Consider the following 15,966-nt stretch of genomic DNA (forward strand, 5'->3'; position numbering starts at 1 on the left):
TTTGTCGTAAAATGTATAAAAATTGGCAAGAACTGTCAAAACAAAGTGATCGATGCCCGACATACTGACATCATCTGAATCATGCCAGTAAAAATAAAATGAATGCATTGACCCAATATTCGGTTGAACCTGTGGTTCGCAAAAATCTTAATTTCAAACTGTCTGAAGTGCCACGTTTTTGGTTTGGTGGTGACCCGTTTCGCACCCGTATGTTTGATGCACTGAGCCTGACCTTTCCTGATGGTGAACGCTACTTTATTGAATGCGTCCGTTTGTTTAAGGACCAAATTAACGACCCTGATTTACAACAACGTGTCGCTGATTTTATTCGTCAAGAAGCGCAGCATGGCATTGCGCATGACAAAATGAACCAAGTCATGCGTGAACAAGGCATGCCGGTCGATCAGTTCATTTCCGTCATGAAAAAAATGTTCAAATTTGAACTGAGCAAACGCTCACCGCAATACAACATCGCCATGACCGCTGCCGCAGAACATCTAACCGCGCTGATGGCAGAAACCTTTTATAGTCAAAAAGAAACTTTGCAAGATGCGCATCCTTATGTGCGTGCTTTATTGGCTTGGCATGCGATTGAAGAAATGGAACATCGTGATGTGGCATTTGATGTCATGAAACAAGTCGGCAATGTGCCTGAAACTACGCGTAAATTTGCGCTCGCTTTCACCACCGTATTAATGCTGAACTTTACCATTTACCGTGCCAACATCATGCTAAAACATGATGGCTTTAGCCGCTTAGAGCGCCTAAAAATGACCGCAAAAGGTTTGCCTTGGTTTATCGGCAAAAAAGGCATGTTGACCGCCATGAAAGATCAATATTTGGATTGGTTTAAAGCTGACTTTCATCCGAGTCAGCATCCGGTGATTGCTCAATATCAAACGTGGGTGGACACACTTGAAGCCACGCAAGATCCGATTCAAGCCGGTGAAGCCTTTTGGCAAGCGGGAAAATAAATGCATTTATCCCTCTGATGCCATGCTGCAATCGGCATGGATGCAATCATCATTATGAAAAAAAGATTATAAAAATGAACCTAACACTAACCAAAATTGTAAAGCCTATTGTTCGAAAGGACTTGGAATTTCAGCTTGATCAGATTCCACGCTTTTGGTTTGGTGGCGATCCCTTTAAAACACGGGTGTTTGATGCCTTGAGTCTGACTTTTCCTGATGGTGAGCGTTACTTTATTCAATGTGTCCGCTTATATCGCGAGCACATCAACGATCCTATTTTGGCTGAACGCGTCAAAGCATTTATCCAACAAGAAGCACAGCATGGCATCGCGCATGACAAGATGAATCAGATTTTGCGTGATCAAGGCATGCCGGTGCAAAAGTATATCGATCAAGTCAATCAGCGTTTTAACCACAGTTTAAAGCGTTATCCTGCCTCACTGAATATTGCCATTACTGCAGCCTGTGAACATTTGACTGCACTGATGGCAACCGTGTTTTTTTCAAATCAAAGCACGATGGCAGAAGCACATCCTTTTATTCGAGCACTCTTTGCATGGCACAGTGTAGAAGAAATGGAACATCGCGATGTGGCGTATGATGTGATGCGTGATGTGGCTCAAACACCCAATGCAATGCGTTATGTAGCACTCGGTTTAGTGACCGTGATGATGTTTGGATTCACTATACAACGTACCCATGGTCTACTGAAGCAGGATGGTTTTAATCCACGGCAACGTTTCATGCTGTTTAAAGAGGGCTTAAAATGGCTGTTGGGGTCTAACGGCATTCTAAGCACCCAAAAAGCAGAATATTTGGATTGGTATCACCCAGATTTTCACCCCAATCAGCATCCGGTAATTCATCAGTATCAAATTTGGCTCGACACTTTGGCTGAAACCCAAGATCCGATTCAAGCCGGTGAAGCCTTTTGGCAAGCAGCGCTTTAATATTTTTTAAAACCTTACTTTTCAAATCAGCTTTAAACCGCCTTACCATTTTGCATAATGCTGCTCTAACAGTCCCAACTATTGATTAAACTGAATCGTACCGTGCTGTTCTGTTTCAATTTGCCCAGTGATTTTCGATTGCCACTGACTGAACTGACTTCCCACCAAGCGTAAGTTTAGATTTTCATAACGGCGCCACCCAGTTTCAACCCTGAGCTTTAATCTGGCATCGATTGAACGAATACTCCAATGCTGTTCATCTTCAATTTCAAAGAGCACATCACTGAGTGGATACATTCGACCATCGACCCATAAACAGTTTTCATTGCCAAAACTCTCATTCACCCCAGATGCGAGGTTGATACCAATACGGCGATTATGTGGATCCCAAAAGTTACATGACAACCAAAACCATGCCGTTTCAGGTCTTAAAAAGCCGCAGGTGTCATCGAGTGAGGCAAAACTTCGCGCATTAAATTCAATCTTTTGCTTCTGTTTATTGGTAAAGAAACCCTCTACACCGAGTGTGGTCAGTTTTTGGGTATAGGTCCAACCATTAATCCCTGTAGGACTACACATGGACAATGGATCGGTGCCTGCACAGAAAATACGTGCCTTAAAGTATTCTTCACCATGTTTGGTGATGGAAATAAAGCGTACCCCATGGGCATGCTGAATATCGAGTTTAAAGGCAGATTTTGAAAAGTGGCTATGACTAAACAAGGGCTGTTCATCGACATGCGTATGATGAGCTAGTGCGTTAATTGCATTCCATTCAATGACATTTTGACTGTCATGATCGTAGATATAAAAAAACGCATGCCCTGCCCAGCTTAAATCAACAATCGCCAGTCCAATGCTGTACTGCTCATGCTGAATACTGCAAAACTTGAATTTTTTATATTTGAGTGTTTTACGCCAAGATTTTAATTCTTTGCCATAGGGGGTTTTGTAGACGTATTTCGACATTGAAATTGCGCTTGGCAATGCCTGAAAACGTCCGTAGCGAGGTTGTCCATTCTCTTGAATTAAATCCATTTACAACAGCCCTGTTGTTTATTCTGAGTCAGTCGATACTGAGTTAATCGACCACACTCGACTTTAGTCTTAGGCTGTATTATCACCAATTTCATTCATTAGGCAATGAAAAAATGGAATCATTATCCTATCAAGAAAAAAATATTAAAATCAGTTTCAGCTTAAAGATCTCGGATATAACAGTCTTGCTTAGCGCTTAAGATCCTGTGCATCTGTTTCAGCAGATCATTGGCTTCCTCTGCATATTCTGTTTGCCAAAACGGCCAATCCATCGGTCTTACATCTACCTCCCAATCCGATAAAGCCAAAGCGTTGATTACTTCGAGATCAAACAGTAAACATGACAATGCGGAGTGTACTTCTGTGGAAAATTCTGTGTTTAATTCAGCATCTAAACTTGAGCTGATGCTCTCAAATTCAACTTCTAATGCGTGAACACACGCAGCATAGTGAAAGTGACTCGCAACGGCGTGAGGGTGCTGTTGTAACACCCTCAATAACGCTAAACGTCCTGAAAAGAATTCAGGGTGATCACTCACAGTATCTTTTGAGGTCACCAACTGCCCTCACCCAAACCCTGACCGATAAATTGATATGTGGCTTGCGAGCGTGACAGCTTAATTGGACAAGCCAATTGTCGCTCAGTTTGCGCTGAATTTGCTTTCACAGGTACATCCACCACCCAGCCACGTTGTCGTGCCAACTCTGAATTCAGCGCTTCATCTAAGGACAGGACAGGCTCCACACATACATCGAGTTCAGCAAAAATCGTCCGCCATTCGGCAAAGGTTTTTTGTTGAATTTTCTCTTGAATCGCCTGTTTGACCGCTTTACGATCTTCAACATCGAAAGAGGTGCCTTTTTGTAAAAGAATCGGCAAATCTAAGGTGGTCGCAAGCCCAGTCATAAATTGCGGTTCTAGACTGCCGACCGATAAATAGCGTCCATCTTGGGTTTCGTAGTAATCATAGAAAGTCCCACCATTGAGGTGTTCATTTTCAATCTGTTGATTTTGCTCACCCGCCAAGACTGCCGCTGCCGCCATATTATTCATGGTTACCACGCAGTCAGTCATAGAAATATCAATATACTGTCCAATGCCACTGCGTTGACGTTCAATCACGGCAGTAAGAATCCCAATCACAGCATGTAAAGACCCGCCTGCAACATCGGCAATTTGAATTCCCATCGGTGGTGGTCCACTGAGCTTACGACCCGAGTGTCCAGCAATGCCAGATAAAGCCACATAGTTAATGTCATGTCCTGCTTTATGTTTATAACTGCCATGTTGACCATAACCGGTGATCGAACAGTAGATCAATCTTGGATTAATCTCCACCAAAGTTTGATAGTCCAAACCTAAACGTTGCATCACGCCGGGTCGAAATTGCTCAATGACAATGTCATATTCCGAGATTTTCTGTTTGACTTGTTCAATGCTCTTTGGATCTTTTAAATCTAACGTAACTGATTGTTTATTACGGTTTAAATAATTGTGTGAAGTCGCCTGCCCATGCGCATAAGGCGGTAACATGCGGATTAAATCCGGTCGCGTGGGCGACTCGATATGTATCACTTCTGCACCCAAATCGGCTAAATAGAGGGTAGCGAAAGGCCCCGGTAATAGGGTGGAAAAATCCAGTACTTTGAGTCCTTTTAAAGCAGTATTCATTGTTGTAATGACCATTATTCTGTTGATTTTTCATCCATAATAGAAATATAAATCTCATAACACAATGTCATGTTCAGCCATTTACCTTGAACATTTCAGCAATTTATGATGTATAAGAGCATTTACTCTAATGTAAATTGCTATTTTTATCTTTTTTTCGTGTTGTTTAGGTCAGGTAAAGTGAATATCAAAGAGACTGAAGGATTTAACATGAGCCGTGATACGATCAGTATCCATTTCGTGAATGCTGCGCTCACTGGCGTAAAACGCTTGGGCATGGATGTCGATAGTTTACTTTCTCATGTCGGCATTGAAGCTGAGTTACTTCGTCAACCCAAAGCACGTATCTCTCCAGAACAATACACTCGTTTCGTGAAAATGCTGTGGATGGTGACCCAAGACGAACATGTCGGATTTGATATTCAACCGCGTCGTTTGGGCACCTTTGCCATTATGTCGCAATTGATTATTCATGCCAAAACCTTAGGCGATGCTTTAGAGCTTTCTTCGCAGTTTTATAAACTGTTTGGGGAAGAATGGTCGGTGAGCCTTGAGCGTGACAAGCATGAAGCACGTTTGGTACCGATTATTCCCCGCACCATGGACCCAGACCATTTCATTACTGAAAGTATGCTGATGATCTGGCATGGTTTGTCGTCATGGTTAATTGAACGTCGTATTCCACTCGAGCGTGTGCATTTTGCATATCCACGCCCTGCCCATGCTGATGAATATGATGCGTTATTCTTTGCACCTGTGATTCAGTTTGATGCTGCACGCACTGAAATTACCTTTGCTGCGGATTATTTAGATCTACCGATTCGTCAAGATGAAAATACTTTAGAAGAATTCTTAAAAGGCGCACCTGCGAAACTGTTGGTGAAATTTAAGAACACCAATTCTTTAACTTCACGTATTCGTGAAGTGCTCAAGAGCCAAATTGGTGAAGAAATGCCGACCTTAAATGATGTGGCTGCGATGTTGTATTTGTCTCCACAAACACTACGTCGTCGTTTGGCTGCTGAAGGCAAAAGCTATCAAGGTGTGAAAGATGCCTTGCGCCGTGATGCTGCCATTCACTTGCTGCTCAATCCATCTTTAACCCTTGAAGATGTAGCACAACAAGTCGGCTTTAGTGAAACCAGTACCTTCCACCGTGCCTTTAAGAAATGGACAGGGGTAACTCCAGGTCTATACCGTCAGTTGCATGGCTATCATTAAATTTTTGATGACCTCGATTTGAATATTGAAAAAGCCTATCTACATTGATGGGCTTTTTTATGTCTCCCTTTACACATTCATTCAACTTTCAATAGTCATTTGATTCAATACAACGACTTAGCTCAATACAACTTTAATTGAAAAAATGATATTTAAATCTTTGATTTTAAAATTTTATAAATATATTAAATAATTATTATAAATATATTGAATAATACTCAAATTGCTGTACCATGGACTTAACTAGAAAAAAGTGTAGTTTCTATAAATCTTCTTTAAGTATCGCAGTTTTAGTCATAATCCTTCGTTTTTTCAGATTTTAAGTGCCACTCTTTGTTATTTTTCAAGTTAAGAACCGAGTTCAATCAAGGACTCAAATAATGATTAAAATCAATAGGATTTATTATGTCTAATTCAAATGTTGTAAAAGGTACTGTTAAGTGGTTTAACGAAACTAAAGGTTTTGGTTTCATTCAACAAGAATCTGGTCCAGACGTTTTTGCTCACTTTAGCGAAATCGCAAGCTCAGGCTTCAAAACCTTGATGGAAGGTCAACAAGTTCAATTCAGCATCGCTCAAGGTCAAAAAGGCCCGAATGCTGTAAACATTGTTGCAGTATAAGATTTAACATTCATGTAAGCACGATGCGTGCTGACAGAGTGTGATAAAAAAAAGCCGACTTGTTCGGCTTTTTTATTGCCTATTCATTCAGTCATAACGATTAAAATAAAGGTTCGCATCCAGCATCATCTTCTGTCATCCATCTTTATTTCAATTCTTTTAGCCCTTTAGCTTCTTCTTTCTCATTTTAAAAATTTATATTGCTGAGCAATGTCACGCTTTCAAAATTATGGCTGAGATATTGGCAAAAACCGTCAATGACCTCATTCGTTCTCGTCATTGCAGATTCAACAAGATCGATTACACTCGAAGCACGATAACAATTTTGACTCAATAAAAAAGGAAAGCTCATGAGCGAGGCATATATCATTGACGCCATTCGCACACCGCGAGGAAAAGGGAAAAAAGACGGTTCGCTGTATCAAGTTAAACCCATCACCCTACTCACCACCCTATTAAATGAACTTGAAACCCGTCATCAACTCGACACCTCAAAAGTCGATGATATTGTCTTGGGTTGTGTCACCCCCATTGGTGACCAAGGCTCGGATATTGCCAAAACCGCAGCCATTGCAGCCGGTTGGAATGATGACGTCGCGGGGGTTCAAATCAATCGCTTCTGTGCATCAGGTTTGGAAGCGGTCAATTTAGCAGCACAAAAAGTTCGTTCAGGTTGGGAAGACTTGGTGGTGGCCGGTGGTGTGGAATCGATGTCACGTATTCCGATGGGTTCAGATGGTGGACCTTGGGCGCTCGACCCTGAAACCAATTTAAAATCAACTTTCGTCCCTCAAGGCATTGGCGCAGATTTGATTGCCACTTTAGATGGTTATACGCGTTCAGATGTCGATGCCTTTGCAGCGGATTCACAAAAAAAAGCCGCAGCAGCGCAAGCAGCGGGCCGTTTTGACAAATCTATTGTTGCGGTCAAAGATAAAGCCGGCGTAACCATTTTAGACAAAGATGAATTTATTAAGCCACAAACCACGGCTGAAGGACTTGCGAAACTCAATCCAAGTTTTGAAATGATGGGCGGTATGGGTTTTGATGCTGTTGCGCTACAGAAATATCCTGAAGCGCAAAAAATTAACCATGTGCATCATGCGGGTAATTCATCGGGTATTGTCGATGGTGCGGCGGTGGTACTCATTGCCTCTGAAAAAGCCGTCAAAGAACAAGGCTTAAAACCTCGTGCCAAAATTTTATCGACGGCACTGGTCGGTACCGATCCGACCATTATGTTGACTGGACCTGCCCCTGCGGCACGTAAAGCCTTAGAAAAAGCAGGCTTAACGATTGACGATATCGATCTGTTTGAAGTGAATGAAGCATTCGCTGCCGTCGTCATGCGCTTTATTACGGAACTGAAAGTCGATCCTGCCAAAGTCAATGTCAATGGTGGTTCAATTGCGATGGGGCATCCACTTGGAGCTACGGGTGCGATGATTTTGGGGATTTTACTCGATGAGTTAGAGCGTCAAGGTAAAAAACGTGGTTTGGCAACATTGTGTGTCGGTGGTGGTATGGGCATCGCAACCATCATTGAGTTGGTATAAGGAGAACAATAATGAGCGCAATTCAATTTGAAAAAAATGCCGATGGCATTGTGATTTTGACTTTAGATTCTCCAAACCAATCTGCCAATACCATGAATGCAGACTTCCGTGTTGCATTAGAAGACACCGTAGCCAAACTGAAAGCTGAATCGGGCATTACTGGGATTATTTTTAAATCTGCGAAAAAAACCTTCTTTGCCGGTGGTGACTTAGACGAACTGATTCAAGCCGAGCCTGAACACGCTTCTGAATTTTTCAACATGATTCAGAAGATGAAAGCCGAGTTTCGTTATATCGAAACTTTGGGTGTACCGGTCGTGGCAGCGTTAAATGGCACAGCACTCGGTGGCGGTTGGGAAATTGCCTTAGGTTGTCATGCACGTATTGCACTCAATGACCCTAAAGCCAAATTTGGTCTACCTGAAGTGACTTTAGGTTTACTTCCGGGTGGTGGTGGTGTGGTGCGTATGGTGCGCCTATTGGGCTTACAAAACGCTTTTCCATTCCTCATGGAAGGCAAACAGTTTGGTGTCGATAAAGCTAACTCGCTTGGACTCATTCAAGATACTGCAGAAACACCTGAAGAATTGCTTGAAAAAGCCATTGCTTGGGTCAAAGCCAATCCCAAATCACAACAACCCTTTGATGTAAAAGGCTATAAACTTCCGGGGGGTACACCATCATCGCCTCAAGTGGCACAAGTGCTTGCGATTGCCCCTGCAATGCTGCGTGACAAAACCAAAGGCTGTTACCCTGCGCCTGAAGCGATTATGGCTGCTGCGGTTGAAGGTGCTCAAGTCGATGTTGATACAGCGCTCACGATTGAATCTCATTACTTTACCTATCTAGCCACAGGGCAAGTCGCGAAAAATATGATTGGCACATTCTGGCATGGACTGAATGCCATTAAATCCGGTGCAAGTCGTCCTAAAGACGTTGCCAAATGGCAAGCAACCAAAGTCGGTGTTCTTGGTGCAGGGATGATGGGTGCAGGCATTGCCTATTCAACCGCCATAAAAGGCATCCAAGTGGTTCTGAAAGATGTTTCTGTAGAAAATGCTGAAAAAGGCAAAGTCTATAGTCAAAAATTATTGGACAAACGTGTTTCACAAGGTCGGATGAGTGCTGAAAAACGTGAGCAAGTTTTAAGTTTAATCACTGCAACGGCTTCAGCTGAAGATCTCAAAGATTGCGATCTGATCATTGAAGCGGTATTTGAAAATCAAGAACTCAAAGCCAAAGTGACCCAAGAAGCTGAACAATACTTGGCTATAAATGGCGTGATGGCGTCCAATACCTCGACTTTACCGATTTCAGGTTTGGCACAAGCCAGTAAAGATGCGAAAAACTTTATTGGTTTACACTTCTTTAGCCCTGTCGACAAAATGCAATTGGTCGAAATCATTAAGGGCAAAGAAACGTCGGCTGAAACTTTGGCTAAAGCCTATGACTATGTGCAACAAATTGGCAAGACTCCAATTGTAGTCAATGACAGTCGTGGCTTCTTTACCAGCCGTGTGTTTGGTACCTTCGTGAATGAAGGTTTACGCTTACTCGCTGAAGGCGTCCATCCAGCACGTATTGAAATGGCCGCATTGAAAGCGGGTATGCCTGTTGGACCACTCGCGATACAAGATGAAGTTGCATTGACCTTGTCTGAGCATGTGACCAATGAAACCCGTAAAGCACTGCAAGCTGAAGGCAAAGACCTCCCTCATTCCCCTGCTGAAGATGTATTGAAACACATGATTCATGAGTTTGCTCGTAAAGGTAAAGCAGCCGGTGCGGGTTTCTATGACTATCCGGAAGGCGGTAAAAAACATCTTTGGGAGGGTTTAAGCCACTGGAAAAAGGACACAGATATCACTGAACAGGAAATGATTGACCGTTTCTTGTTTGTGCAATCTTTAGATACGCTGCGTTGTTTAGAAGAAGGTGTGCTTGAAACGGTGGTCGATGGCAATGTCGGCTCGATCTTCGGCATCGGCTTTGCACCATGGACCGGCGGCGCACTGCAATTCCTCAATCAATATGGTTTAAGCAAAGCACTGACCCGCGCCAACGCACTAGAGGCTAAATATGGTGAACGTTTTAAAGCACCAGAATTACTTAAACAAAAAGCGCAATCGGGTGAAAAAATTCAGTAACTCCTTTTCTTGAAATTTGAACCATAAAGGAGCATGCATTGCTCCTTTATTGATATCTAGATCAATCAGATTCTAAAAACACACAATCTGTCGATTTAAATACTCAATTCAATCCGTATCTGTATAGAAAATACCCTTAATAAAATTAGGTATTTTCAGCCGATTTTTAGTAAGTACACCCTGTTTTTGTGCTATAACAGTGCTCAATATACAAGTTTCTTTGATTAGGACTCCTCATCATGAGTGATGCATCTTCTTCTACTAAAAAATCAGTTTGGCGTTCTCCATGGGTTTATGTGGCTGTTATCCTAAGCTGTTTATTTTTAGCATTTTTCTATTTGGCTGTGACCAATGAACCGGACTATATGCCAAGCCAAGATGCAAAAAATGGTCACAACATGAATCATGGTTCAGGGCAAAGCGCAGCTGAAATGGGGATGACCGAGGAAGAACATGCCAACATGGATCAACCCACGGCGGCTGAAATGAACATGACTGAAGAAGAGCATGCCAATATGGACAAAGCTGCGGTGGCGAGTGAAGCCAAAGCGCAATAATGCTTTAAGATAGGATGTGTTCGATCATTGAAAAAGGCTCACATGGATGAGCCTTTTTTATAGCGATACGATTTCAAATCCCACTAAATGCTGAGCGTCATGTCGATATGTGGAATACCACAATCCAAATATTCATCCCCTTGCACAGCAAAGCCTAAACTTTCATAAAACGGGATCGCATGCACTTGTGATGACAACTTTAAGCTTACTCGTTGCTCAAATTTCGCCTGTTCAATGATCTTTAACATCAAGATTCGTCCAATGCCCTGTCCTCGATACGCCTTCAATACCGCAACTCGTCCAATGCTGTTATTGGCTAACAGTCGCGCTGTGGCAATTGCTTGAACTTGATTCTTCTCTTTGACATAAACCACAAAATGTAAAGCGCTTGCATCCAATGCATCCCACTCTTCATCTTCAGGAATGTGTTGTTCTAAAATAAACACGTCCCTGCGAATCTGCATCGCATCTTGAGCCAATTCGCTCCAACTGCCGGCTTGAATTTTAAAATCTATCATGATGCTTAGCCTCGAGATTTTTCAATAAAAAATAAAGCAGCCTAAAGACTGCTTTATTTTCGTATGACCGATCAAATTAACATTTACAGCCAATGTCTTGTTGATCCCATTGATCATTCAACAATAACTCAAGTGAATGCTTTTGAATCCCGTACATCTCTTTGAGTGCTTGAATCTGTGCCAAAACCGTAGCATCAGGTTCAGTAAAGTCTTTACGTTTAATCGCCAAGATCATTTTATTTTTACTGGTATGTTCCAAGGCCACAAATTCAAACACTTTGGTTTCATAGCCATAGGCTTTAAGCAATAACGCACGAATGGTATCGGTGAGCATTTCCGCTTGTTGTCCGGCATGAATCCCAAACTGCAACATCGGTTGCAACACCATTGGGGCTTTAAGCTGTGGACGCAGTTCCTTATGACAACACGGCGCGCACATAATCATTTGTGCGTTGAGACGAATACCGGTATGAATGGCAAAGTCGGTTGCCACATCACAGGCATGTAAGGCAATCATCACATCCAAATGTTCGGGGGCATAGGTACGAACATCGCCTTGGAAGAAATCCAGTTGATCAAAAGCAGATGCATGTGCCACATTTTGACAGAACTCGACCATTTTAGGGTTCAGCTCTACACCTGTGACAAATGGTTTTAAGCGATTGTTTTGCAAATAGTCGTAAAGTGCACAGGTTAAATAACCTTTCCCTGATCCAAAATCCACCACTTTCAAAGCACGATCATTGGATTGGATCTGATCAACGGCGCCTGAGAAAATTTCCACGAATTTATTAATCTGTTTCCACTTACGTGCCATGCTTGGAATCACCTGTGCTTTCGCATCGGTAATACCCAAATGTTGCAGAAACACGCTGTCTTGATCGACAAAACGATGTTTACTTCGATCATGGCCTTGCTGAGGGTCACCTTGAGCAATTGCATTACCTTGACTACGGGTCAACAGGGCTTTTTTCTTGTTCTTTTTCAGTTGCACTTCTTCATCTGTGGTGAACAGATTGGCTTGCTTACACTTTAAAATCAGTTCACTCAGCATCGCTTCGGATTCATTGAGCGGGTAGTTTTTGGTGATGTCTTGGGTTTTATGTCGGTAGACCGCATTTAAGACGAATGCATTGTTTAACTGAATCACACGTATGGTAATTTTCAGTAAGTCAACCAATTCCCCTTTGTATTGGCTTAAGACCAAGCGATCAATCTTTTGATTTACAATGGCTTGCTGAACAGCATCCAAAAATTCTTGTTCCTGAATATACGGGAAAGCCACCTGTGACATAGTCAAAACTCAAATCAATCTAAGCGGCTATTTTAAAGCGTCTTACTTTAAAGGTAAAACTTGATTATGATGGAATTGTACTGTTTAAGAATATACCAACAATGAGCAAAACCATCCTTCAAAGTTATGACCCTCTTGAAGAAAAAATCAATGCGTTTAGTCATGCTTTTGGAGCGCTACTGGCACTCATTGCAGGCATTTTAATGCTCATCAAAGGCAGTTATCTACCGACCGGTCAATTCTTTGGATTGTGTGTCTATGCCTTTAGCATGGTGTTACTGTTTTCAAGCTCTGCGATTTACCATTTTTCAACCGATGAATATAAGCGCGCATGGTTTAAAAAACTTGATCATACCGCAATTTATTATTTGATCGCAGGCACCTATACCCCGTTCTTATCGATCGCTTTACCCACGGCAAAAGCCCAGTATTTATTGATTGCCTTATGGATCATTGCGCTGATTGGTACGCTGTTTAAATTGGTGTTCATTCATCGTTTTCAAAAGATCTCGCTGATTGCTTACCTATTGATGGGTTGGCTTGCGGTATTGGTGATGGACGATATGAAACAATATTTGAGCCATGAGTGTTTGACCCTTTTGGTGATTGGTGGACTGGCTTATACCGTGGGTGCATTGTTTTATGCTTTAAAAAAGGTAAGATACACGCATGCAATCTGGCACATTTTTGTACTGATGGGTGCAGGATCACACTTCCTCAGCATTTATCTGTACGTGATTTAATTGGAAAATATTGATGGAATAGTCACCCTATTCCATCAATACCCTTGGCGTGAATTATTTTTTAGGAAATTACGCCTTTCTTAAAAATGCCACTTTTAAAATAATGTTGCTCTAAAAAACTGTAGTTAAAAATTAATTTGATCTTCAAAGTTTATCTATTTTATGAAGTGTAAGGATACTCATGGCGTCAACGACAGCAACAACAGCACAACCTGCTAATTCTAAATTTCGTGTTTTGACCGCAAGCTTGGTCGGAACAACGATCGAATTCTTCGATTTTTATATTTATGCGACTGCCGCAGTCATTATTTTTCCACATCTGTTCTTCCCGGCAAGTACAGATCCCACCACTGCCACCATTCAGTCTTTAGCCACTTTCGCGATTGCCTTTATTGCACGTCCGATTGGTGCAGCCTTATTCGGTCATTTGGGAGATCGAATCGGACGAAAAGCCACCTTGGTTGCTGCACTACTCACCATGGGGCTGTCAACCGTGTGTATTGGTTTATTACCGACTTATGCACAAATTGGGATTGCAGCACCTTTAATGCTGGCACTGTGCCGTTTAGGACAAGGCTTAGGTTTGGGCGGTGAATGGTCAGGTGCAGTGTTACTGGCAACAGAAAATGCACCAGAAGGTAAACGTGCGTGGTATGGCATGTTCCCACAACTGGGTGCACCGATTGGCTTTATTTTGGCGACCGGTTCATTCCTGACCTTAGGTGCCTTCATGAGTGAAGAAGCATTCATGACTTGGGGCTGGCGTATTCCGTTTATCTCAAGTGCTTTATTGGTGATCGTGGGTTTATGGATTCGTTTAAAACTGCATGAAACCCCAGCTTTCCAAAAAGTTTTAGATAAGCAAAAAGAAGTGAATATTCCATTCATGACTGTGATCACTAAACATTTCCCACAGTTATTCTTGGGCACGATCGCGGCAATATGTACCTTTGTCGTGTTCTATCTCACTACAGTCTTTGCCTTGAACTGGGCCACCACTAAACTCGGCTACAACCGTGGTGACTTCCTACAATTACAACTGATTGCAACACTCTGCTTTGCCGCATTTATTCCACTTTCAGCAGTTTTGGCTGAAAAATTTGGGCGTAAAACCACTTCGATTGGCGTATGTATTGTGGCTGCGATTTTTGGTTTGTTCTTTGCAGATATGTTGGAATCAAGCAATCATTTGATCGTGTTACTGTTCTTGTGTATTGGTCTCGGCATCATGGGTTTAACCTATGGTCCGATTGGTACGGTGTTGTCAGAAATTTTTCCAACGTCAGTGCGTTACACCGGTTCAGCATTAACCTTTAACTTGGGCGGTATTTTGGGCGCATCTTTTGCCCCTCTTATCGCAACCAAGCTGGCAACAACTTATGGTCTATATTCAGTCGGTTATTACTTAACAGCGGCGTCTATTCTGTCGATGCTGGCTTTTATGATGCTACGTGAAACCAAAAATGATGATGTAAACAATCAAATTTAATATTTGATTCAGCATAAAAAAGCCGGCACATTTGCCGGCTTTTTTATTTTTTAAGCTGTATATATTTTAATAAATTTCAATGATATCGATCATCGGGGGTACACGAAAGCGAAATGGAACACCGACCATTCCGGTACCAACAGACACAAAGACATTGGCATTTTCATGCTGATATAAACCACGTTTATGACCCAAAATTGAAACTTTCTTCATGACATAGTTAGTTAGCCACGGTAACTCGACTTGTCCACCATGGGTATGCCCTGAAAGCATCAGAGGATGTGTGGGCAGTTTGGGTACCATATCCACGGTATCGGGATTATGCGACAGAATCAGCCACGGTTTATCTTGCGGTAGTTCGGGCATATAGCGCATATCGGCTTTACCCGCCCATAAATCTCCAATCCCAATTAAACGAAAATCATCAAATTCAACAATCTTGCCTTCAATATCAATCACGTTATTGACTTCTAAAGCATGCTTTAACAAGGCTTGAATCGGGGGTCCCGGATATTGTTCATCATGATTACCGTTGACTGAATATACCGGTGCTTGAATCTGTTTTAACACCGCCAATTCATCTGCCAATTTATTTTCAGGCTCATAAGTCCAATCGCCGGCTACCACTACTAGATCTGGTTGTTGCTGGTTGATTTTTTCCACAATCATTTTCAACTGACGCTCATGCCCTGAAAATAATCCAATGTGTAAATCGGCAATTAACGCGACTTTAATCGGGCGTTTAGTCTGATTTTCTGTATCAAAAGGATCATTTGATGTTAGATTGTATTTTAAGCGATTGATTTTAATAGTATGCGGTTCAATAAAACGCGCATAAATCAATAAACCACTGAGTAAGAAAACAAAAATACTTTGATGCAGGGAAAAAGTGCCGATCCAGCCTGCAAAAAGACTAAAAAAGAACAATGGAATTAGCAAATAAGACAGGTAAAATGCCAACAAATGGACAAAGGCTTTAAACGGATGAATGGTTTCAGTTCGAGATTGGCTCATCCAGGCTTGAGCGATGCCCCATACGGCGAGCAAGCCAAAGCTGATGTAAAATACATTAAGAATGGTATTTGCTGTCCACATATTCAATCTCTTTTGAGCGTACTGCGCTCTGATGACTTTATTTATCTTTCCACTGCTGCCAATTATACTCTAGCACAGCGAGTTCTCAGAA

At 42.1% G+C, this 15,966-nt stretch carries 15 protein-coding genes; 9 read left to right on the forward strand and 6 right to left on the reverse strand.

Annotated features, from left to right (window positions below; all coding sequences use genetic code 11):
- The first annotated feature begins 98 nt into the window (after positions 1-98).
- Both G8D99_RS12295 and G8D99_RS12300 read left to right on the forward strand, forming a co-directional pair.
- Complete coding sequence (locus G8D99_RS12295) at positions 99-974, forward strand: metal-dependent hydrolase (RefSeq protein WP_166326348.1); 876 nt, start codon at positions 99-101, stop codon at positions 972-974.
- A gap of 74 nt (positions 975-1,048) precedes the next feature.
- Positions 1,049-1,924: a metal-dependent hydrolase gene (locus tag G8D99_RS12300; RefSeq protein ID WP_166326350.1), complete on the forward strand. Its 876-nt coding sequence runs from the start codon at positions 1,049-1,051 to the stop codon at positions 1,922-1,924.
- 78 nt (positions 1,925-2,002) lie between these two features.
- Here G8D99_RS12300 and G8D99_RS12305 read toward each other — a convergent pair whose 3' ends face one another.
- The 3 genes from G8D99_RS12305 to G8D99_RS12315 form a co-directional block, all read right to left on the reverse strand.
- Positions 2,003-2,962 carry a DUF2804 domain-containing protein gene (locus tag G8D99_RS12305; protein ID WP_166326352.1) on the reverse strand — a complete coding sequence of 320 codons (960 nt, stop codon included), beginning with the start codon at positions 2,960-2,962 and terminating at the stop codon, positions 2,003-2,005.
- A gap of 161 nt (positions 2,963-3,123) precedes the next feature.
- Positions 3,124-3,519: a hypothetical protein gene (locus tag G8D99_RS12310; protein WP_166326354.1), complete on the reverse strand. Its 396-nt coding sequence runs from the start codon at positions 3,517-3,519 to the stop codon at positions 3,124-3,126.
- A complete protein-coding gene (locus G8D99_RS12315) occupies positions 3,516-4,634 on the reverse strand; it encodes a CaiB/BaiF CoA transferase family protein (protein WP_166326356.1) in 1,119 nt (372 codons plus the stop codon). The genes G8D99_RS12310 and G8D99_RS12315 overlap by 4 nt, the downstream gene beginning before the upstream one ends.
- A gap of 210 nt (positions 4,635-4,844) precedes the next feature.
- Here G8D99_RS12315 and G8D99_RS12320 point away from each other — a divergent pair, with 210 nt between their 5' ends.
- From G8D99_RS12320 to G8D99_RS12340, 5 genes are all read left to right on the forward strand, one after another.
- A complete protein-coding gene (locus G8D99_RS12320) occupies positions 4,845-5,855 on the forward strand; it encodes an AraC family transcriptional regulator (RefSeq protein ID WP_166326358.1) in 1,011 nt (336 codons plus the stop codon).
- A 405-nt stretch (positions 5,856-6,260) separates the two neighbouring features.
- On the forward strand, positions 6,261-6,476 hold the full coding sequence (locus G8D99_RS12325; protein ID WP_166326360.1) for a cold-shock protein: 216 nt from the start codon (positions 6,261-6,263) through the stop codon (positions 6,474-6,476).
- Between the two features lie 350 nt (positions 6,477-6,826).
- The gene (locus G8D99_RS12330) at positions 6,827-8,032 is read left to right on the forward strand and encodes an acetyl-CoA C-acetyltransferase (RefSeq protein ID WP_166326362.1); all 1,206 of its coding nucleotides are present in this window, start codon (positions 6,827-6,829) and stop codon (positions 8,030-8,032) included.
- An 11-nt stretch (positions 8,033-8,043) separates the two neighbouring features.
- Positions 8,044-10,179, forward strand: a complete 2,136-nt coding sequence (locus G8D99_RS12335) for a 3-hydroxyacyl-CoA dehydrogenase NAD-binding domain-containing protein (protein WP_166326364.1) — start codon at positions 8,044-8,046, stop codon at positions 10,177-10,179.
- A gap of 239 nt (positions 10,180-10,418) precedes the next feature.
- The gene (locus G8D99_RS12340) at positions 10,419-10,736 is read left to right on the forward strand and encodes a hypothetical protein (protein WP_166326366.1); all 318 of its coding nucleotides are present in this window, start codon (positions 10,419-10,421) and stop codon (positions 10,734-10,736) included.
- 83 nt (positions 10,737-10,819) lie between these two features.
- Here the strand turns inward: G8D99_RS12340 and G8D99_RS12345 are convergent, their stop codons facing one another.
- Complete coding sequence (locus tag G8D99_RS12345) at positions 10,820-11,254, reverse strand: GNAT family N-acetyltransferase (protein ID WP_166326368.1); 435 nt, start codon at positions 11,252-11,254, stop codon at positions 10,820-10,822.
- A gap of 76 nt (positions 11,255-11,330) precedes the next feature.
- The gene (locus tag G8D99_RS12350) at positions 11,331-12,548 is read right to left on the reverse strand and encodes a class I SAM-dependent methyltransferase (protein WP_166326370.1); all 1,218 of its coding nucleotides are present in this window, start codon (positions 12,546-12,548) and stop codon (positions 11,331-11,333) included.
- Between the two features lie 101 nt (positions 12,549-12,649).
- Here G8D99_RS12350 and trhA point away from each other — a divergent pair, with 101 nt between their 5' ends.
- Together trhA and G8D99_RS12360 are read left to right on the forward strand one after the other, a co-directional pair.
- Positions 12,650-13,291 carry a PAQR family membrane homeostasis protein TrhA gene (gene trhA, locus G8D99_RS12355; RefSeq protein WP_166326372.1) on the forward strand — a complete coding sequence of 214 codons (642 nt, stop codon included), beginning with the start codon at positions 12,650-12,652 and terminating at the stop codon, positions 13,289-13,291.
- 181 nt (positions 13,292-13,472) lie between these two features.
- A complete protein-coding gene (locus G8D99_RS12360; protein ID WP_166326374.1) occupies positions 13,473-14,780 on the forward strand; it encodes an MFS transporter in 1,308 nt (435 codons plus the stop codon).
- Positions 14,781-14,846: 66 nt separating this feature from the next.
- Here G8D99_RS12360 and G8D99_RS12365 read toward each other — a convergent pair whose 3' ends face one another.
- Entirely contained in the window at positions 14,847-15,875 is a 1,029-nt protein-coding gene (locus G8D99_RS12365; RefSeq protein ID WP_166326376.1) for a metallophosphoesterase, read from the reverse strand.
- Positions 15,876-15,966: the final 91 nt, after the last annotated feature.

Source organism: Acinetobacter lanii (genome assembly GCF_011578285.1).
Taxonomy (GTDB): domain Bacteria; phylum Pseudomonadota; class Gammaproteobacteria; order Pseudomonadales; family Moraxellaceae; genus Acinetobacter; species Acinetobacter lanii.